At 52.9% G+C, this 18,042-nt stretch carries 19 protein-coding genes and 1 pseudogene; 15 read left to right on the top strand and 5 right to left on the bottom strand.

Translation table 11 applies throughout. The annotated features are described in order from the left end of the window. The first annotated feature begins 477 nt into the window (after positions 1-477). From K1V27_RS21135 to K1V27_RS21160, 6 genes are all read left to right on the top strand, one after another. On the top strand, positions 478-2,466 hold the full coding sequence (locus K1V27_RS21135; protein WP_258932242.1) for a bifunctional serine/threonine-protein kinase/formylglycine-generating enzyme family protein: 1,989 nt from the start codon (positions 478-480) through the stop codon (positions 2,464-2,466). 58 nt (positions 2,467-2,524) lie between these two features. After that, positions 2,525-2,830, top strand: a complete 306-nt coding sequence (locus K1V27_RS21140; protein ID WP_258932244.1) for a hypothetical protein — start codon at positions 2,525-2,527, stop codon at positions 2,828-2,830. Between the two features lie 22 nt (positions 2,831-2,852). After that, positions 2,853-3,587: a PP2C family protein-serine/threonine phosphatase gene (locus K1V27_RS21145; RefSeq protein ID WP_258932245.1), complete on the top strand. Its 735-nt coding sequence runs from the start codon at positions 2,853-2,855 to the stop codon at positions 3,585-3,587. 315 nt (positions 3,588-3,902) lie between these two features. Then, entirely contained in the window at positions 3,903-4,298 is a 396-nt protein-coding gene (locus tag K1V27_RS21150; RefSeq protein WP_258932246.1) for a hypothetical protein, read from the top strand. Then, entirely contained in the window at positions 4,295-5,452 is a 1,158-nt protein-coding gene (locus tag K1V27_RS21155) for an ABC transporter permease (protein WP_258932247.1), read from the top strand. The genes K1V27_RS21150 and K1V27_RS21155 overlap by 4 nt, the downstream gene beginning before the upstream one ends. After that, on the top strand, positions 5,445-6,119 hold the full coding sequence (locus tag K1V27_RS21160; protein WP_258932248.1) for an ABC transporter ATP-binding protein: 675 nt from the start codon (positions 5,445-5,447) through the stop codon (positions 6,117-6,119). Before K1V27_RS21155 ends, K1V27_RS21160 begins: the two co-directional genes overlap by 8 nt. A 28-nt stretch (positions 6,120-6,147) precedes the next feature. Here the strand turns inward: K1V27_RS21160 and K1V27_RS21165 are convergent, their stop codons facing one another. The 4 genes from K1V27_RS21165 to K1V27_RS21180 form a co-directional block, all read right to left on the bottom strand. Beyond that, entirely contained in the window at positions 6,148-7,110 is a 963-nt protein-coding gene (locus K1V27_RS21165; RefSeq protein ID WP_258932249.1) for a universal stress protein, read from the bottom strand. A gap of 181 nt (positions 7,111-7,291) precedes the next feature. Next, the gene (locus K1V27_RS21170; RefSeq protein WP_258932251.1) at positions 7,292-7,774 is read right to left on the bottom strand and encodes an ATP-binding protein; all 483 of its coding nucleotides are present in this window, start codon (positions 7,772-7,774) and stop codon (positions 7,292-7,294) included. A gap of 35 nt (positions 7,775-7,809) precedes the next feature. Further along, positions 7,810-7,986: a hypothetical protein gene (locus K1V27_RS21175; protein WP_258932252.1), complete on the bottom strand. Its 177-nt coding sequence runs from the start codon at positions 7,984-7,986 to the stop codon at positions 7,810-7,812. A 492-nt stretch (positions 7,987-8,478) separates the two neighbouring features. Continuing rightward, on the bottom strand, positions 8,479-9,777 hold the full coding sequence (locus K1V27_RS21180) for a hypothetical protein (protein WP_258932253.1): 1,299 nt from the start codon (positions 9,775-9,777) through the stop codon (positions 8,479-8,481). A gap of 69 nt (positions 9,778-9,846) precedes the next feature. Between K1V27_RS21180 and K1V27_RS21185 the strand changes: the two genes are divergently transcribed. The 9 genes and pseudogenes from K1V27_RS21185 (at position 9,847) to K1V27_RS21220 (ending at position 15,691) form a co-directional block, all read left to right on the top strand. After that, positions 9,847-10,242, top strand: coding sequence for a hypothetical protein (locus K1V27_RS21185; RefSeq protein ID WP_258932173.1), 396 nt, complete (start codon positions 9,847-9,849; stop codon positions 10,240-10,242). Beyond that, positions 10,239-10,574 (top strand): IS66 family insertion sequence element accessory protein TnpB, encoded by a 336-nt coding sequence (gene tnpB / locus K1V27_RS21190; RefSeq protein ID WP_258932172.1) that lies wholly within the window; start codon positions 10,239-10,241, stop codon positions 10,572-10,574. Before K1V27_RS21185 ends, tnpB begins: the two co-directional genes overlap by 4 nt. Positions 10,575-10,625: 51 nt before the next feature. Continuing rightward, a complete protein-coding gene (locus tag K1V27_RS21195) occupies positions 10,626-11,513 on the top strand; it encodes a DUF4338 domain-containing protein (RefSeq protein WP_258932171.1) in 888 nt (295 codons plus the stop codon). Beyond that, positions 11,489-13,057 (top strand): IS66 family transposase, encoded by a 1,569-nt coding sequence (gene tnpC, locus K1V27_RS21200; protein ID WP_258932170.1) that lies wholly within the window; start codon positions 11,489-11,491, stop codon positions 13,055-13,057. The genes K1V27_RS21195 and tnpC overlap by 25 nt, the downstream gene beginning before the upstream one ends. Before the next feature lie 318 nt (positions 13,058-13,375). After that, the gene (locus K1V27_RS21205; protein WP_258932254.1) at positions 13,376-14,005 is read left to right on the top strand and encodes an AAA family ATPase; all 630 of its coding nucleotides are present in this window, start codon (positions 13,376-13,378) and stop codon (positions 14,003-14,005) included. Further along, a pseudogene (locus tag K1V27_RS23055) lies at positions 13,992-14,255 on the top strand (CHC2 zinc finger domain-containing protein); the annotation flags it as partial. The gene K1V27_RS21205 and the pseudogene K1V27_RS23055, both read left to right, overlap by 14 nt. Positions 14,256-14,453: 198 nt before the next feature. Beyond that, positions 14,454-14,936, top strand: a complete 483-nt coding sequence (locus K1V27_RS21210; protein WP_258932255.1) for a toprim domain-containing protein — start codon at positions 14,454-14,456, stop codon at positions 14,934-14,936. A 69-nt stretch (positions 14,937-15,005) separates the two neighbouring features. Continuing rightward, positions 15,006-15,392 carry a hypothetical protein gene (locus K1V27_RS21215; protein WP_258932256.1) on the top strand — a complete coding sequence of 129 codons (387 nt, stop codon included), beginning with the start codon at positions 15,006-15,008 and terminating at the stop codon, positions 15,390-15,392. An 11-nt stretch (positions 15,393-15,403) separates the two neighbouring features. After that, positions 15,404-15,691, top strand: coding sequence for a CHC2 zinc finger domain-containing protein (locus tag K1V27_RS21220; protein WP_258927472.1), 288 nt, complete (start codon positions 15,404-15,406; stop codon positions 15,689-15,691). A 625-nt stretch (positions 15,692-16,316) separates the two neighbouring features. Here the strand turns inward: K1V27_RS21220 and K1V27_RS21225 are convergent. Next, on the bottom strand, positions 16,317-17,603 hold the full coding sequence (locus K1V27_RS21225; protein ID WP_258932257.1) for a multiheme c-type cytochrome: 1,287 nt from the start codon (positions 17,601-17,603) through the stop codon (positions 16,317-16,319). Positions 17,604-18,042: the final 439 nt, after the last annotated feature.

The following is an 18,042-nucleotide window of genomic DNA, read 5'->3' on the forward strand; positions in this document are numbered from 1 at the left end:
GCATTTTCTCAGGCGACGCACGTAGCCGCCCCGGTCGTCATTCCCGTGCAAGCGGGAATCCATGCGCCTGGGAGCAGGCGCAAACAGAGGGGTGCAAGTCTCCTTCCTGGAGATGCCCATTCCTCGCGCTGCGCGGGCATGACGGGCGTTTGCTGAAGAAATCGCTCAGATTGGATACCCGTCAATATGGCTGGTGTCTCGCATTGCTTTGAATACTGTTTTTTAATGTCGGCAGGTGTTGCGGTGATATATGGGGTTGGATACATTTTATCCACCAAGACGCTTCCGGACGGGCAACTGTGAGTTTTTTTGCCCAGGATAATGGAGTGTGGTGAGGAAGGCGCAGACTTCTAGTGCTTACTTACGTAGTCGGTCAGTAATACCGCAGCATAAATGACGCTTCGCACATTTTGTGCTTATATTTCACATCGACAACGAGCGAACCAATGATTAAGGGCACATATACCGGATGAAAACATGAACCTGCCATTAGAATCAGTGGAAGATACAAAGCTGAAGGGGACTTCGGACACCATGGGCAATGCCTCGGACAAGACCTTTAAAATTGGTGCGGTGGTCAATGACAAGTGGGTGATCCTCGAGTTCATCGGCAGAGGCGGAATGGGCGAGGTTTACCGGGCGCATCAGCTGAACCTGAAGCGGGACATTGCCATCAAGGTCATCTCTCAGGAATATGTCCGGTCGCTCGATGGCGACACCGGGGAGATTGCCGGCAGCGTTGATCGGTTCCGCCGGGAGGTTGAGGTGATGGCTCAGGTTCGCCACCCGAACGTTCTCCAGATCTTCGACCATGACACCATATCGGTCGAACAGGCCGGGGAGGAAGTCCTCGTCGAATACATCGCCATGGAATACATCCCCGGGGGAACGCTGCGGTCCACCATGTCCGATGAGGGATTTGATCCTGAAGAGGACCGCATGAAAGAGTGGCTGTCCCGCTACTTTCAGCCCCTGCTCGACGGGGTCCGGGCGCTGCACGAAGCCGGCATTATCCATCGCGACCTTAAGCCCGAGAATGTTTTGCTGGACGGCAATACTCCTAAGATTGCCGACTTCGGCCTCGCTCGTTCCTGCCGGCTGAAGCCTTTGACCCAGTCTGTGGATGTGAGGGGAACTCCTCCTTACATGTCCATGGAACACTTTTTGGACCTGAAAAGAACAGACGAGCGAACCGATGTGTACGCTCTGGGGAAAATCCTCTACGAGGCGGTTTCCGGCAGAATCACGCATGACCAGATACCGTTCAAAAAGGCGAGCCTGCCGGATCCGGAAACACCATTCTTTCGGAAGTTGGACCGGATCATTCAGGAAGCCACCGCTGAAGACAGAAAAGAGCGGCTTCCCTCTGTTGCAGCCCTCAAGCAGGCAGTGAGAGAAGCTCTTGGGGAGACCGATCCTGTGCCGCCTCCAGGCGAAACCGCTGCGGTTAAGACAGCCAGACAATGGAGGCCGCAGGTTCTCCTGGCAGCGGTGGTGTTGCTGGTTGGCGCAGCCATCGGGCTTGGCGTCTGGTATTTTCACGAGAGGCCGCACACCTCACAGCCTTCCCTAGATAGCCCGGCTCCCGTCCTGGAGCAGGGGCAGACGGTCGAGAAGCAGCCGGAGGTATTGCCGCCCGTGTTACGCGGGACTTCTCCGGCGCCCACATTGAGGTGGAAAGATCAGGATATCATGCATCTGATCCCCGCAGGCGAAGTGACTTTCCCTGAAGGGTATGGACCGCAGGCCGGAAGATCAGCAAAGGTGGGCGCTTTCTACCTGGATGAGACACAGGTGACCACCTACCAGTATGTGGAGTTTTTGAACAAGGTTCTTGCCAGGCTCAAGGTGGAAAACGGAATCGTCCGGGGGGACGGTCAAATCTGGCTGCTTCTTGGCGAAGTGAGCAAGGGATACGAACCCATCGTGTTTCGCGACGGCAAGTTTTCGGTAAAAAATGCGCCCTATGCCGCCAGTCCGGTGCTGCGGGTTACAGGATACGGAGCCTCGGCTTACGCACGCCACTTTGGGGGCCGGCTGCCCACCGAAGCGGAATGGCTTCGGGCAATGAGCGGAAACGCGGCGGTCGGAAAATCTGTCGGCAATGTTTCCGGATCTTATCAAAGTATGGGTCAATGGGCATGTCCAATGCCGGATCAAAGCTCATCTGCGGTCGCGGTTACTGAATCTCGCCGGTCATCCATCCCTTCCCCGGTCATCCTTGCCGAGCCGAATGCCTTCGGTATTCGGGGTCTGACCGGGAAAATCGGAGAATGGGGCGTGCGGGTTGTAACCGATCCGAACGAGCAAAACGGGGAACAAACAGAATATGTGGTTTTGGGCGGCCTCTCGGAACATGCGGGGGCTGGAGGCGACCTGCCGGAGGTCGTGCAGCGGTATCCCTGGGAAGCCTTTGAAGAGGTGGGATTTCGATTTGCGATGAGCGTTCCGAGACAGACTAAATAGTTCATTATCCCAATGCCACGCGATGTTTTGAAGGCCACACAAGATATGGAGGATGACTATGGATGATGAAAAGAAAAAAGCCCGAACAGAGGACGCTGGCGAGTCGCCGGAAGACGTCGGCTCCTTGCGGACCGACGAAGAAGGCATGAGCTCGGCTACCGCCAGACTCGTCATTGAGAAAAAGCTGCGAGCGAAAATAATGCAGGATTACGACCTGCTGGAGGTGGAGAACAAGGGCCGTTATTATGCTGCCAAGGCCTACAGTAAGGACGGAAGCTGGCTCAACGAATTGCTGATCGACAAGCAGAGCGGCGCCATCCAGGTGGTCAACCGGATGAAGAGGAGCGGTGCGAAGGAACAGTAGAAAAACGTTAAAGCATATGGATATGAACGAGGAAGTGAATCTCTTGAACTTGAACGCTTATAGTCTCACCCACCGAGGCATGGTCAGGAAGACCAACGAGGACCGTTCTCTCATCCAAAAATTTGCCGGTGGGGACGTGCTGCTGGCCGTGGCGGACGGTATGGGCGGGCATGCGGCAGGAGAGAGGGCGGCTCAGATTGCCGTGGAAAGCTTAAATCTCATCCGTCCGGAATCACCGGACATAGAAGATCAGCTCGTTGAACGACTGCTGGCTGCAAGACGAATGATACTCGATATAACCGCAAAAGACCCGGCCTTGCAGGGAATGGGAACAACCCTGACCGTTGCTCTGGTCGGGAACGGGACCGTACACTGGACCCACGTAGGGGACAGCAGGCTCTACCTTTTCCGGGAAAACGAACTGGTGCAGGTTACCGACGACCACACCTTTCCCGGTCATCTCGTGAAAGAAGGCGAAATAAGCCGGGAAGAAGCCAGAGCTCACCCCTTGCGAAGCATGCTTTTGAGCTGCATCGGCTGCGAGCAGTTTGAGATGGATACCGGTACCTTTGATATAGCCGCCGGTGACCTCCTGTTGCTTTCCACCGATGGGCTTCATGATGGGGTGCCCGAACAACATATCATATCCATTCTCAGGTCGAACACCGGCCTCAAACAAAAACTGGATGCCTTAATGGATGCGGCATTGGCCGCCGGCGGAAGAGACAACATCACCGTTGTGGCGGCCGAATTATGAAAGCTGATTCCTTTTTCTGCGACTGATGGCAGCATTTGTCTTTGCCTCTCATTGGTCCTATTCACTGTTGTCAGTCAAAAATAGGCGGTTGGCAGGGCGAGACGTCCAAATCCGCCCGCCAGGAAATTCGCCTTTGACAGGTTGTTTGTGCGCACCGGGCTACGGGCGCAAACAGTGCGGAATGAAATCTCATCGAATCCTGTCTGATAGAGGAAACCGTTATTAGATTGAAGCATTAAGATCCGAAGATGAGACGATCTTAAGGACCCGAACAATCGAAATGAACGACGAACACTTTATATGAAGGAGATAGAAATGAAAGTGAAAAGGCTTTCCACTCCCTGTTTTACCCTGATCCTTTTGCTGGCATCCATCCACCTGGGTGCATCGCTTGCTTCGGCAATTCCCGGTGCAGAGGGACTCGATGTCAATGCCATCGCATCGGACCCTTTTGCTTACAGCGGCGAGATCACCGTACGCGGCGGAGTGATGAGCGTCGATTCGGAGAAGAATCAATTTCAGATCATCGACTACCGTGAATATCGCGGCTGCGGGGTTGTGACCTGTGCGCTCAAGTGGATGACGGTGCTGTCAAACGAAAAGATTCCCGCAGTGAAAGACGTGGTGGAAGTGAAAGGCGTGATTGAGAAGAACGATTCGGGAAAGGGTGGTTTTGTCCTCAAGGCCGCCGAGATAAAGGTTAAAAAATGACTCGGTCAAAACTGGTCATCAAAAACATAACCCGCAAAAAGAGCAGATTTCTTTTTACGATCTTTGGGATCGCCGTAGGTATAGCGTCCCTGGTCACGCTGCTCTCTCTGGGAGCCGGGCTCGAGTCGGAGGTCCGCAGGCAATCAGAGCAACTAGGGGCCGAGCTGGTTGTCACTCCGAAAGGGTGGTGCGCCTACGAGCAGATTTCTGTTCTGACCGGAGAAACGCTGCCCGAAGCGATACCCAATGAGGATGTGGAAAAGGTTGCCGGCATCAAAGGCATTACTGCGATCCCCTATCTTGTTCAGCGCACAGCTCTAAGGAACCAGCCCGTCCCGGTAGTGGGAATCCTTTCCACTCAAATGATGAAATTCAAAAAGTGGGAGATCGATAAGGGGGAATATCTCTTGGATGGGGGAAGCGTGGTGACGGGCTTTGGCATTGCCAGGCAATTTGAGCTGAATGTGGGTGATGCGCTGACCATCCGAGGCGCCCCTTTCCGCTTGAGCGGCATCTTAAAGGAGAAAGGCAACCGGGATGACCTTGCCATCTACATGGATCTCGCAACCGCCCAGAGACTTTATCAGGTGGGAGATATGGTCTCGTTCATCGCGGTCAAAGTGGATGACATCACCCGGATTGACGGATACAGCCTGGAGATTCAGGAGCGGGCCAATGTGGCCGTAGTTTCGGATAAGCAGTTGGTGAGGTCGGTCCTGGCGATCGTGGGCTCAGTCCGAAATACTCTGCAATTGGTTGCGGCAGTTGCGATTTTGGCAGCGTGCTTCGGCATCATCAACACCATGGTGACCGCCATTCACGAGCGGAAAAGAGAGATTGGCATCCTGCAGGCGTTGGGTGCCGGCAGGGAAACGATCTTTTCCTTGTTCCTTTACGAGTCAGCCTTCTACGGATTCCTCGGAGGGGTCATCGGAATCGTTGGGGGGGTGATCTTTTCTTACGTCGCGGCGCCTTATATTACCCAAAATGAATTCACCGCTTTTCTTGGAAGTGCGCAAAGCGTAGAGGTTTTCAATCCCGATGTTGTCGGAAAAGCGATGTTATTTTCCCTGTTGGTTGCCTCGCTGTCCGGGATCTACCCTGCTTTTCAGGCTTCGAGACTCAGCCCTGTGGAGGCCATAAGTTATGAATGATCTGATCATCCGCACTGAAAAGCTCACTAAAATCTATGAGGACGGCTACCGGACGGTGGCCCTGCAGGATATCGATCTGACCATAGCGAGAGGGAGCCTTTCATGCATCATGGGACCTTCGGGCCATGGGAAAAGTACGCTCCTGCACCTCATTGGTGGACTCGATAGGCCTACCTCAGGTCGGGTTTACTTGGAGGATATGGATCTCACTTCGGTCGGTTCGAGTAAGCTGGCAGTTCTGCGCTGCCGCCGTATTGGTTTTGTCTTTCAGTTCTTCAACCTGTTGCCGGTGCTTACGGTACTTGAAAATGTCGAAGTCTCCATGATGCTGGCAGGGGTTCCACAAAAGGAGCAGCGTGAACGAGCAATAGAGATTTTGCGCCTTGTTGGCCTGGAGGAGAAATGTCATGTCAAACCTAATCAGCTTTCCGGAGGACAGCGGCAGAGGGTGGCCATAGCGAGGGCTATGGCGAACAATCCCGACATCCTGTTAATGGATGAGCCCACCGGAAATCTAGACAGCAAATCCGAGCAGGAACTGCTGACACACATCCACAAGGTTAACCAAAACGGGAAAACCATTGTGATTGTGACTCACTCTCAGATGGTAGCAGCCGTAGCTCAGCGCATTTTTCTCATAAGAGACGGAAGACTTGAGAATAGTTGAAGGAGATTGACTTGTAGGTCCAGCCTTATCAGCGCACGACCCATACGGCTGTCTCTCTGGCGGCCTGCAGGATTTTATTGCTCACCCTGCCGATAAAGAACTCTTCAGCCCTGGAAATGTTTCTCCTGCCGACAACGATGGTTCCATAATTCCCTTTTTTGGCCTCTTCGAGAATGGCGCCGGCTCGACTCGTTACTCCTGAAACCACCCTGGTCTTAATCCGGTCCGGCTTGCCTCCTTTCTGTTGCACTCTTTTGATGCTTTCATCAAGAAAGGACTGCGCTTCTGCTTCGGCCTTTGTCAATCCTTCCTTGGCTGCATAACCCCAGTCTTTTTGTTCCTGCCCAATCAAGGTCCATTCCTGTGCGCGCGTAAAGATGCCGTGTGGAACGATGGCATGAAAAAGAAGTATTTCCGGGTGGTCGCCGTCGAAAAGGCTGACAACGTAATCCAAAGCAGCTTCGGATCCTTCAGAACAGTCTGTGGCGACGAGGATTTTTCCAGGATCCGGGCGCTTTCCCGCGACCCATACGGGAACTTGCGAAAGGCGGCTGATGAGCTTGTTGGCAATGCTTCCAAAAATCATGTCCTGGAACGTACTCACCCCCCGGCGACCCACGACCAGCGCATTATAGCCTTTTTGTGCCTCCTGAATGATATCTTGCGCCACTCCAAGTTGTCTTCGATGGAGAACGAGCGATATAAAATCTTCTGCATATTTGCACTCTTTCAAAAATTGTTTCGCTCGTTCCATAAAATCCCGGGCATGCTTCGTCTCTTCCAACTCGTGCGCGTGCATATCAAGAACGGTGTCTTTGAACACTGGATTGGATTCGATATCCCAAAAGGCTTCAGGAATTCGCACTACGACACGAAAAAGTGTCACTTTTGTTTGTTCTGCCGGCAACATCCGCCCGACGCAACGAACGGCCTCAAAAGAGTGTTCGGAGCCATCCACGGCAATCAATATATTGTTTTGTTTTTGTTCCATTGTCTCACCTGAACTTAAGAATCGTTTCACAAATGAGCCAAACATGCACTTTGCGAAAGGCATCTTGCATCGACCATAACCTCTTTCATCCAAGGAGGACGCTCCCACATAACAAAATGACCGCATTGGTGTTTGTTACTCTCTGGACGAATTCAAACACCCGGAACCAGCAGGTCCATCTTCATGCGATCGGGATCATGAGCCTGAAGGTAACACGTTTTTCGGGATTGTCCACAATCTTAATATGCCCCTCATGGGCCTGGACGATCTTTTTCGAAATCGGCAGCCTGAGACCCGTTCCTTCTTTTTTGGTGGTAAAAAACGGATTGAAGATCTCCACCCTGTGGTCGAGCGGTATACCGCAGCCGCAATCGGCAATGTCGACCACCAGGGGGCTCCCGTCACGATAGGTTCCCACCGTCACCGTTTCACCTTCGGGTGAGGCTTTAACGGCATTCATGATGAGGTTGATCAGCACCCGGTCCATCCTCATGGTGTCTATGGCAATCAATGGCGTCTTCATGTCATGGGCCACGCCAGACATCGCCTTTCCCATCGCCGCAAGCGATTCGGCTTCCTGCAGACGCCTCTGTTCCAACCGCTCTCGACTCCTCAACACCCCCAGAATCACTGCCACAACATTGAAGAATAAGATTTCAATCAACTTATTGGGATCGTCTGAACCTGTGAATCTCTATATCAATATCCATAATAGCCACAGCCACCATAGTCACCGTAGCCTCCATGAGCACAGCTCTGGTAGGACGCATTGCCGCGATAGGGGCCATAATCCCTGTAATAGCCACGGCCTCCGTGGTGACCGCAAGCGGCCAGAGTCAGGGCCAGAGCAATCAGTATCAGAATATTTTTAATCATGGCGTTACCTCCTGTAAGCTTTCTTATTCATTAATTATTGGCTGTGCTTCTCGTATCATCTTCACTTCTCGTTGTTTCAGGATGTTTAGCAAAGCGAGTCTTAATACTACAACGGGACATCAATGAAAGAGCAACATTTGTGGGGCCCTTTCCAGCCCGCCCCAGAACGAAGTATCGTTGTAGTACTAAGCCTTGACCAAAAAATTGCGCATCATGCCCATGTCCTCATGAGCTTTCTCGGGATTGAATTCCGAGAGGCAGAGGGACTGCGGGCTGGGGGGTAGTCATGCTGGTTTTGGCGGGCAAAGTGGAGGCCATAGACTGCTCTTTGGGGAAAAATGGGGGTAAAGTGAAGGCTATTGGACGGCCGGAGAAGGTAATTTCCCCGGCGAAGGGCAAAGGCTTCGTGTGCGGTCCATAGGGGCTTTTGGACTGCATGAGGTTTTAACCGGTTATTTCAAGCAGGCTTTTTTTACAGTTGTTCCTGCAGTCTCATCCCGTGTCCAAATACTCCTCCCGGTAGATGATGGCAAATTTGTGCAATGTTTCGTTCAAAAGCTTTTCCTTGGAGCATGTTTTCAAAGCTTCCAGATAACCAACGACGGCATGCTCGACAATGTTGGCAAGGGTAAGGCGGATAAGTCCATAATCGGCATTTCTGCAGGATCTGTCGAGACGGTAGGCGTCGTTGAGGTAGTTGCAACGCTCGGTGGAGGAGCGCTGCTTCATGATTTCCCTGAAACGCTTGGTGTCGCGTGCAATGGGCGGGTAGAGTCTTGGGTCGGTGTCGGATCGAAGGTAGACCAGAGGAGCAATGGAACTCCCGGGTGCACAGTCGGCTCCCGCAGGACATGCATTCAAGTGGGTGACATAAATGGATTTGCCGTTTCTGTGCGTGTTTCTCTTGGCGGGACAGCAGTAGATATGAACCTTCCTGCTCGCATTGTATTGGTGATGGCGCATTCGGGCGCCTTGGGGACAGAGTGGTGTGCCGTCAGTGTCGAGTTTGATGCCGCGTTCGTCAAGGAGATGGGGAAAGACTTTCTTGCTGTTGTCTGAAAGAGGGATGACGGGGCTGACCTTCTTTTGGTCAAAATAGCGGTAATGGGCGTTGGAGTCGTGGTGGCCGTCACCGCAAAAGACGCCGATGTGCATGTTGAGGCCGTTTTCCCGGGCAGCCTTGAGGAATCGGTCAAAGGCTTTGAGGGAGAGGGTGTAGTCGCTCTCATCGCCGCCTGGCATAATGGTGAGCAAGGGCAGATCGTGTCCGTTCTGGTGAACAACGAGATGGTAGTAACGGTCGCCAAAAAGAAAGCAGTCGCGGTGGGCATCATAGCACCACTTGGCAGTGGGCGAGGTATAATAGCGATCGTGCTGGCAGCGATAGATCCCTTGCGAGCGGCAGGAACAGGTGGGTTTTCCCGCGGCTGATGCAGCCGTCCTTAAGATCGAGCCATCGCCTGAGACGATAAGATGGTTGAGGTCAGCCAAGAGGCCCTGGTCAATGGAGGGCATGATGCCAACGCGGATGAGCAGATCTTCAAGGATTTTGGGAAACTCATCGTCTCTTGGCTTTTCGGCGCTACAGAGGAGTTCACCCACCAGTTTTTCCGACTGCGAGCGGTAGAGGTCTAGATTTTCCTTTCTGCTCTCCTTTTCAACGCGAAGATTTCTCCGGTGCAGTCCGCAAACGTAATCGGTTCTTCTGATCCGGTGCTCACACGGTTTTCGATAAGGTCCGTTGATGAGGCGCTTGAGGAAATCGTAGTATGTACCGTGTGCTTTCGGCAAGCCTGCATGAACTCCCCAGCCCGAGGTGCTATGATCGGCTGAACCCTTAGCAAGGAAGGAGAACAGCCGATGAAGCAAGAGCGGCACCTACCGGAAGAACCGCAAGATTTGCAGACAGTATGTGACGCCTTTGAACAGTGGCGTCGCTCACGACAGAAGCGGGATCGTATCCCCGAGGAGCTTTGGCGGGCGGCGGTCGATCTCTCCGCCTCATATCCCACCTTGCGAATTGCGAGGACGCTTCGGCTCAACTACACTCAGCTCAAGGAACGTATTCATGAACGAGTGGGCAAAAGCATGGCTTCACAATTTGTCGAGGTGAAGGTGCCCTCTTTATTTTCCGTATCCCCATGCGTTATGGAACTGCGCTCTCCTTCTGGCTTTGAGCTGAAAATCGAGACGGATGCCGCTCTTCAGTCTGAGCTCGTGCATCTCATAAGCTGCTTTGTGAGCCATAGCCGATGATCCAGATCAGCCCTCAGATGCGAATACTTGCCTGCACAAGGCCTGTTGATTTTCGCAAAGGCATTGACGGACTTTCGCGCATCTGCCGCCAAGTGCTCGATGCTGATCCATTCTCCGGAACCGTCTTTGTCTTTTTCAACCGCCGCAGGACTACCATCAAAGTCCTTTGCTACGACGGTCAGGGGTTCTGGCTTTGTCAAAAGAGGCTATCGAGCGGGCGGTTCCAGGTTTGGCCTGACAGGAGTCAGATGGATGCCCACGAGCTTCAGAACCTCATCTGGAACTTCCCTACTCCCCAAGGGGTGGTGAAGTTTTTCAGAAAATTGCAGTAGATTCGCATTTTCATCTTGCGTTCCAGGTCTCCGCGTGGTAGATGTCCTCACGTGGAAACGATACTAATCTACAGAGCCAAGACAGTGACCGAGGAGGACGTCGCCTTCATCCGCTCTCTGATAGCGGATCATCCAGGCGACAGCCGCCGCAAGCTCTCCCGCAGGCTGTGCCGAGCATGGAACTGGGTGCAACGCAACGGAGAGCTTCGTGACATGGTATGCCGCTCACTCATGCTCGAACTTGACAGGGCGGGCCATATCGAACTCCCACCCAAGAAATTCACTCCGCACAACCCACTGGCTGTTCGTAAAAGGCCAGAACCGTGCGAGATCGATCAAACCCCTATAAGTGGCCGCTTGTCGCGACTACCGCAGTTCGAGTTTCAGCAGGTACGAAGGGGGCCGCTGGAGAGACTCTTCAACAGTCTCGTTGAGCACTACCATTACCTGGGCTACTGCCAGCCGGTGGGCGAGCATCTCAAGTACCTGGTGATGGCTTGCGAGCGGCCCATCGCCTGTTTCAGTTGGTCATCGCCGCCTCGCCATATTGGCTCACGAGACCGTGTCATCGGCTGGACAGCCAGGCAACGTCGTGACAATCTCTACTTTTTGGCCTACAACAGCCGCTTTCTCATATTGCCATGGGTTTCGGTACCCCATCTCGCGTCCCATCTGCTGTCGAAAGTGGTGCGAAGGATCTCTTCGGACTGGCAGCAGGTTTACGGACACCCCCTTTATTTTCTCGAGACTTTCGTGGACACCGAGCGTTTCCGAGGCACCTGCTACCAGGCTGCCAATTGGATCTATCTCGGTCTGACAACGGGACGGGGCAAAAATGACCATACCATGAAACCCAACCGCTCTCTAAAAGCTGTATGGGGATATCCGCTCACCAGGCGTTTTCGAGAAAAGCTATGTCAACAAAGCTTCCCTCAATAGAACTCGATCCGGAAAAGCTTGACGCTTTTCTCAAGAGGGCTGAGCAGTGCCTCAGTCCGCAAGATTTTTCCCTTCTGGCTTCCCTGGTTTGTGCCCTTTCAAACCTTCGAGACCTTCTCCAGAGTAAATCCAGATCCATCGTGCGCCTTCTCCGCATGATCTTCGGGGTCAAAACGGAGACCTCCAAACGGGTACTGAAGGAGAGCGCAAACAAAGATGCCGGTGTCGAGCGGCAAGCTCGCAAAAAGGGGCACGGTCGAAATAGTGCACAAGACTATACCGGCGCAAACAAAGTCGCTGTGGCTCATGATTCTTTGGAGCACGGTGACCGTTGCCCCGAATGTGAGAAAGGCCGGGTCTATCGAGTCGACCCCGGAGTCCTTTTGAACTTCTTTGCCGCGGCTCCCATTCAGGCCATCCTCTACCTGCTCGAAAAATTCCGCTGCAATCTCTGTGGCGAGATTTTCACTGCCGAAAAGCCCCCTGAGGCGAGCGAGAAAAAATATGACGAGACAGTCGGCGCCATGGTTGCACTGGCACGCTATGGCTTCGGACTGCCCTTTCATCGGCTCGAAAAGCTGCAGGCCGGCTGCGGTATTCCTCTTGCCGCATCCACCCAGTGGGAGATCGTTAATGAACACGCCGCCACCCTCAAACCTGTCTTCGATCACCTGACCCACGAGGCAGCACAGGCGGAAAGAATCTATCAGGACGACACCCACATGAAGGTCCTCGCTCTTAACGCCAAGAAAAAGGAACGGGAGGAAACCGACGGTAGAACCGGCACGTTCACAACAGGACTGGTTTGTGAATCGGAAGACAGAACCATTGCCTGCTTTGTTACCGGCACGCAACACGCCGGCGAAAACTTAAGGGACCTCCTCCTGCAAAGGATCGAGGAGCTTTCTCTTCCCATCCAGATGTGCGACGCTCTGTCTCGCAACATGTCGGCGGACCTCCTGACCATGCTGTGCAACTGCATGAGCCACGCTCGCAGGAACTTCGTCGGGGTGCTCGATGCCTTTCCCGAAGAGTGCCGATTCGTCATAGAGAACCTGGCCAAAGTCTACCACCATGATGCCCTGGCCAAAGAGCGCAATATGTCGCCAGAAGAGAGACTGCAATTCCATCAAAAGCAAAGCGGCCCCGTGATGGATGAGCTAAAAAGCTGGATGGAGACACAACTCGATGACAAAAAGATCGAGCCCAACTCAGGCCTGGGAAACGCCATCCAATACATGCTCAAGCGCTGGGAGCAATTCACTCTCTTCCTCAGGGTTCCCGGTGCTCCCCTTGACAATAATATCTGTGAAAGAGCCCTTAAGATGGCCATTCGACACCGCCGCAACTCCCTTTTCTACAAGACTCAGCGGGGAGCTTGGGTGGGAGACCTCTTCATGAGCCTCATCCACACCTGTCATCTGACGGGGGTAAACGCCTTCCACTATCTCACAACTCTTTTGCGGAATGCATCCGAGCTTGCACGGAATCCCAGTCGATGGATGCCGTGGAATTATGAGGCGGCACTTTCAAGCCCTCCGTAGTCACGGCTCCTCGGAACACTCGCTATCTACATCAGTTCCCTGCACCCTTGTCGGTAGGCAGCCGGAAAATTCAACGCCGAGCGACAACCCAAGCTTGCCCATTACCCGGGCTCATGGGTATCGTTTTGCCGCACCGTGGGGCCACACCACGCCACCCTCCCTCTGAGTCTCGGCTTCTGGGCACGACCAGCCTCATGCCCATACCAAATCACGCCAAAATCGCTGCGCCGCTCCCTATGAAAAAAAATCGCCTGCGCAGGCTTGCCGAAAGCACACCAACTTCTCGCACACCGACTCGGCCACCTTCAGGACGTCACGGTGGGTGTCATGGAACGGCCACAAAGCTCCGTTGCGGATTTTTACCGCGAGCTTGGCGCCATCTTCGGCGTGAATCTTTCGCCCGCCAATCGATACGGGGGCTTCAAGGCCCTGAGAGAAAGGTGGCACAGCCACATCAAGACCACCCTATTCAGGCCTGTCCTCCTCATCGACGAGGCTCAGGAGATGGTATCTTCCTGTCTTAACGAAGTAAGACTTCTATCCAGCACTCACTTCGACTCCCAGTGCATCCTAACCACCGTGCTTTGTGGCGACATGAGACTTCCCGAACGCTTCCGCTCAGACGAGCTGGTTTCCCTCGGCACCCGCATGCGCTTGCGCCTGGCCCTCGAGCCTCTCTGCAAAGAGTACCTTCTCGACTATCTCCACCACGCCCTCGATCAGGCAGCGGCTCCGCACCTTATGACCGAGCCCCTCATGGAAGCTCTTGCCGATCATTGCCTGGGAAACCTCCGTATGCTCAATCAGATCGCTGCCGACCTCCTGGATGCGGCCGGTCAAAAAGAGCTTCCCGTTCTGGATGACAAGCTCTACATCGAGACTTTCGCTAGGGCTTCCCGCCCCGTTAAGACACGATCTTCAAAGGGGGTAAGAAATGAATCAGTATAGCTTTCACCTTCTGAAAGAACGCGTCTCCATTGAACGGGTGCTTGCCGCACATGGGCTGCTATCCAGACTTTCACGCAAAAACGACCGACTCACCGGACCCTGCCCACTCCACGGCGGCGACAACCCCACTGCATTCCGGGTCCACCTCCAAAAGGGCCTTTGGCGTTGTTTCACGGCCTGTGGTGGCGGGGATACCGTTGATCTCGTGCGACGCATCCACGGATGCTCCCACGCCCAAGCAGCCCGCCATTTATCTCGTCTGGCCGAGGATTCCCCCGCCAAACCCGCAAGCCTTGCCCCCATCTCGCACGGCAGATCTTCTTTCTTCAGGCCCTTCACTCGCTCCCTCTCTCTTAATCCAAGGACCCCTTTCCTCCAAGATATCAAAAGAATCTCCGTTCATACCGCTTTGCACTTTGAGGCAGGCACCACACAGAGCTCGCCTTTCTTGAAAAATACCGTGGCCGTGCGCCTCCATGACATGGTCGGCAATCCCCTCGGCTATTGTGGCCGTCTACTCCTTCCCGACCACATAAATCGTTTCGGAAAATGGCGATTCCCCAAATACTTCCCCAAAGCCCACGTACTTTATAATGCTCACCGCGCACGCCAGTTTCGCGGTTGGGGAATAATTGTCGTCGAATGCCCATGGGCTGCCATGCGCATCTCCCAGGCAGGCTTCCCCAACACCGTTGCTCTCCTCGGCACTCAACTCTTTGAAGACCAGATTGCCTGGCTCTCTAGAGCCCCAACGGTCCTTCTCATGCTCGATGCCGACCCTCCCGGACGTGAAGCCTCTCTCCGTATAGCCACGCTGCTCAAACCATTCACTACCGTTTATACGCATCACCTTGAACAAGGGATAGAACCCGAAGACTTATCTGATCAAGCTCTAAACCGAATTATCGCGAATTATCCTGTTTCCTTTTGAACCAGTACCCTACCAAAGGTCAAATATATGTGTCTCCTTCACCATCCTCGCGATTCTCCATCACTTAATGTGCAAATACCACCATCATGTAGCGAGATTCTGCTCACCGATACTCCCGTAAAGATCGTCCTCAGCGGTCAGGAGCCCCTCGCCAAGCTCCTTGCCCGTGCCTCTCTTAGCGATCTTGTCAACCGAATCACCGTCCGATGTCACCTCGGCGCCTTAACCTCGGACCAGACCACCTCCTATATCGACTCCAGGATGCGTTTCGCGGGGAGCAACGAGAAGGTCTTCGAGCCCGAAGCCAAATCCCTCATCCATGACTATGCCAGCGGCATCCCAAGGCAGATTAATAACATCGCTACCGCCTGCCTCCTCAATGCCGCCGCCCAAAATCTCAACAAGATCAACGAAGCCCTGGTCACCGACACCATGGCCGAATTCCGCCTTCCCTAGGAGAAGACATCATGACAAAGCTCTATTCCAAGCAAAAACTCCGGATACTGCGTAATCAGATCCCCATCTCCCGGCTCATCTCTGATTTTCTGCGCATCCCCTGCAAAGTATCAGACGGGTATTTTCGCTTTCTATGCCCCCTGTGCTCTGAGTTTCAAACCGCCACCAACCCCAAAACCAACCTGGCCCGGTGCTTCCGGTGCCAGAAAAACTTCAATCCCATCGACATGGTCATGGCCGTCAAATGCTGCAACTTCCGTGAGGCTGTTGAAATGATCGACGGCTTACAAGACTGCTAAAATACTCACGTCTTCCCTCACAAGCTCCCACCAACTTGTGGGGGAGGACATCTTCATCTAAACTGGGACTCTCAGAGTCAAATATTGTGAGACTTAGCATCGAAGCTTTGATGACTAGATTTGCCAGGAGTCGAGGCTACCGAGAGCTACTGTCTCCGACCTGCCCAGACTGAGGTTTTGGTTAGCCTGCTTACGATCAAAACCGGTTCATCCCCAAACTGCATGGCCTGAGGAAGTATGTCACCGTTATCGGGAACTCCTTAGGCTGTTCTGTCCTCTGCAGAGTAGCCTATACTCAACACACCGACTCGCGATCCTAGACTTTAAAGATACTAAGCCAACCAAATGGTGAACAGTCTCTTGCCCGTCCCTTCTGCAACAAGATTACCTATGCTTTTAATGTAAGCGAACAAGCGATCCGGGTAAAGGCTTGCACCTCGCAAATAGCGTTGCTGTTTTTAATCTCAGAGTCTTGAACTCAATGACAGGGCTCGAAAGAGCGCATCCTGATTTGAGGCTACAGAAAAATTGTACCGGAAAAGTTGAAGCCAGGGAGTAAGCAGAGATCGCACCCTGGCTCCCAATCGACGAAAAGATGTTACCGTGCAGTTTACTTCTCCCGCTACTAATTCTTACTCTCGATTTTGGCATTTTCTCGCATCAGTGCAGCCAACGCTCTAATCTCCGTCAAATCTCTTTGCATCTCGCTCCAACCATACCAAAAGGCATAATCCGGGTTGGAATGAAAAGATCCCTGAAAAGTCCTCATGCGGTGTTCCAGGAACATAATAAAGAGCTTTTGTTCGATAACCGTTGGAGCGTCATGGAACGTCAATAGGTCCGGGTAGGCATATGGATACTCTTTGGGTTTTTGCAAGATGCCGTCTTTGTATAAATCGGCGACGATTTGAATCCCTTGCGCCATTAGACGATCCGCTTCTTTGATCATCAGGTCCCCTTTTTCCAGTTCGGCCTTGGCAAAATTTGCCGAATGACACTGTTCGCAGACTCGAAGCATTTTATTACGCTGCTCTTCCCAATCTTCCTGGGTAAGTCGGGCGACCTTGGCCCCTTTGACTACATCGAGCCGTGCGGTGGGCTCTCCTTTGGGGTCCAAGACCCCAAGCGCCGTCAGAACTGCAGCCCGGTCCGCCGCCCATTGTTTGTCTTCCGGCATCGGCAGTCGAACCGCCAGAAATCCCCAAGCGGTCATAACACCATGATCACCGTTTTGCATATGACAGGTCTGACAGGTAGGCGCGGCGACATTTTCAGGTAACACTCCACTTTGTTTCAGAAGAAAGCGAACGCCATGCTTCGAAGATGAGTACATTTCCCATTGGGCATGATCGAACCCCATGTGGCAAGTCTGGCATGCCTGCGGAGATTGGGCTTCCTTGATGGAAAACAAATGACGTGTATGGCAGGTATCACAAGAAGAAACCCCAAATCCGGATTCTTGCTTGACCAACTCCTTCACTTCAGCTTCGCTCTTTATGCCGAACCTGTGACACGCACCGCAACCTTTTAACCCTTCTATCATGGCCATTGGCTGAAAATGCAGCGAGGGCATTGCGTTCATCGCTGCCCAGGCCAGCGAATGTTTTCCACCTTTGAATTGTTTGACTTGTTCGGGATGGCAGGCGGCACAGGTTTCTGGCAAAACAAGGCCGGCTTCGGCAATGTCTTCCTTCGAGACGTGCTTATCACCGTGGCAGGCAACACACCCCACATCGCTTTGGCTATGCACGCTCAGTTGCCAATCGGTGACAATACTTGGAGTGGCCTCCTTGTGACATTCTACGCAAAGGCTCGTCTGTGGCTGGTTGCCGGATTGCTGAGCGAAAACGGTTGAAACTCCCAAAATTCCCATCGCGATCAGGATTGCAGTATTAGCCAATGATCGAGCCATCTCTTCCTCCTTTTGAAAGACTATTGCCGAAGGTCAAGTACTCGGTACTTGTAACGAAAGCCGAAATCATCCTCAATCAAAGTTTGCTAAATTTCTTTGGTCAATTCGGGTCAATTTGGGTAAGCGAAATACAGAAATTGACCCTCATTGCACTTATCCTGCCCGTTATGTCCTTAAATGTCAAAAAAACCGGTAATTAAGATGATAGAATGCTTGTCTGATGGTATGTTAAGTGATTTGGACGCAGAACTCATTGCATACTGGATCAAGGAAATGAGAGGAATTACAAGGACTTTGAGGAAGTGGCAACATAATCAAACTCGCAACATAAGTTGAGGACAAACTGGCCAACTGAATGGTTGTATACTGTGTTCACAAGTCAAAAATGGAGAAATCGGGATCATGAACCGAAGCCCTATCCTTTTATTCTAGAGAAGCG

The sequence above is a fragment of the Desulfoferrobacter suflitae genome (assembly GCF_022603395.1).
Classification (GTDB): Bacteria; Desulfobacterota; Syntrophobacteria; order Syntrophobacterales; family Syntrophobacteraceae; genus Desulfoferrobacter; species Desulfoferrobacter suflitae.

Bases quoted from the DNA above. Each gene is read 5' to 3' on its own strand.
- K1V27_RS21155 (WP_258932247.1), top strand. From the start codon at position 4,295: ATGACTCGGTCAAAACTGGTCATCAAAAACATAACCCGCAAAAAGAGC.
- K1V27_RS21145 (WP_258932245.1), top strand. From the start codon at position 2,853: ATGAACGAGGAAGTGAATCTCTTGAACTTGAACGCTTATAGTCTCACC.
- K1V27_RS21135 (WP_258932242.1), top strand. From the start codon at position 478: ATGAACCTGCCATTAGAATCAGTGGAAGATACAAAGCTGAAGGGGACT.
- tnpB (WP_258932172.1), top strand. From the start codon at position 10,239: ATGATCCAGATCAGCCCTCAGATGCGAATACTTGCCTGCACAAGGCCT.
- K1V27_RS21150 (WP_258932246.1), top strand. From the start codon at position 3,903: ATGAAAGTGAAAAGGCTTTCCACTCCCTGTTTTACCCTGATCCTTTTG.
- K1V27_RS21165 (WP_258932249.1), bottom strand. From the start codon at position 7,110: ATGGAACAAAAACAAAACAATATATTGATTGCCGTGGATGGCTCCGAA.
- K1V27_RS21140 (WP_258932244.1), top strand. From the start codon at position 2,525: ATGGATGATGAAAAGAAAAAAGCCCGAACAGAGGACGCTGGCGAGTCG.
- K1V27_RS21185 (WP_258932173.1), top strand. From the start codon at position 9,847: ATGAAGCAAGAGCGGCACCTACCGGAAGAACCGCAAGATTTGCAGACA.
- K1V27_RS21220 (WP_258927472.1), top strand. From the start codon at position 15,404: ATGACAAAGCTCTATTCCAAGCAAAAACTCCGGATACTGCGTAATCAG.
- K1V27_RS21175 (WP_258932252.1), bottom strand. From the start codon at position 7,986: ATGATTAAAAATATTCTGATACTGATTGCTCTGGCCCTGACTCTGGCC.
- tnpC (WP_258932170.1), top strand. From the start codon at position 11,489: ATGTCAACAAAGCTTCCCTCAATAGAACTCGATCCGGAAAAGCTTGAC.
- K1V27_RS21225 (WP_258932257.1), bottom strand. From the start codon at position 17,603: ATGGCTCGATCATTGGCTAATACTGCAATCCTGATCGCGATGGGAATT.
- K1V27_RS21160 (WP_258932248.1), top strand. From the start codon at position 5,445: ATGAATGATCTGATCATCCGCACTGAAAAGCTCACTAAAATCTATGAG.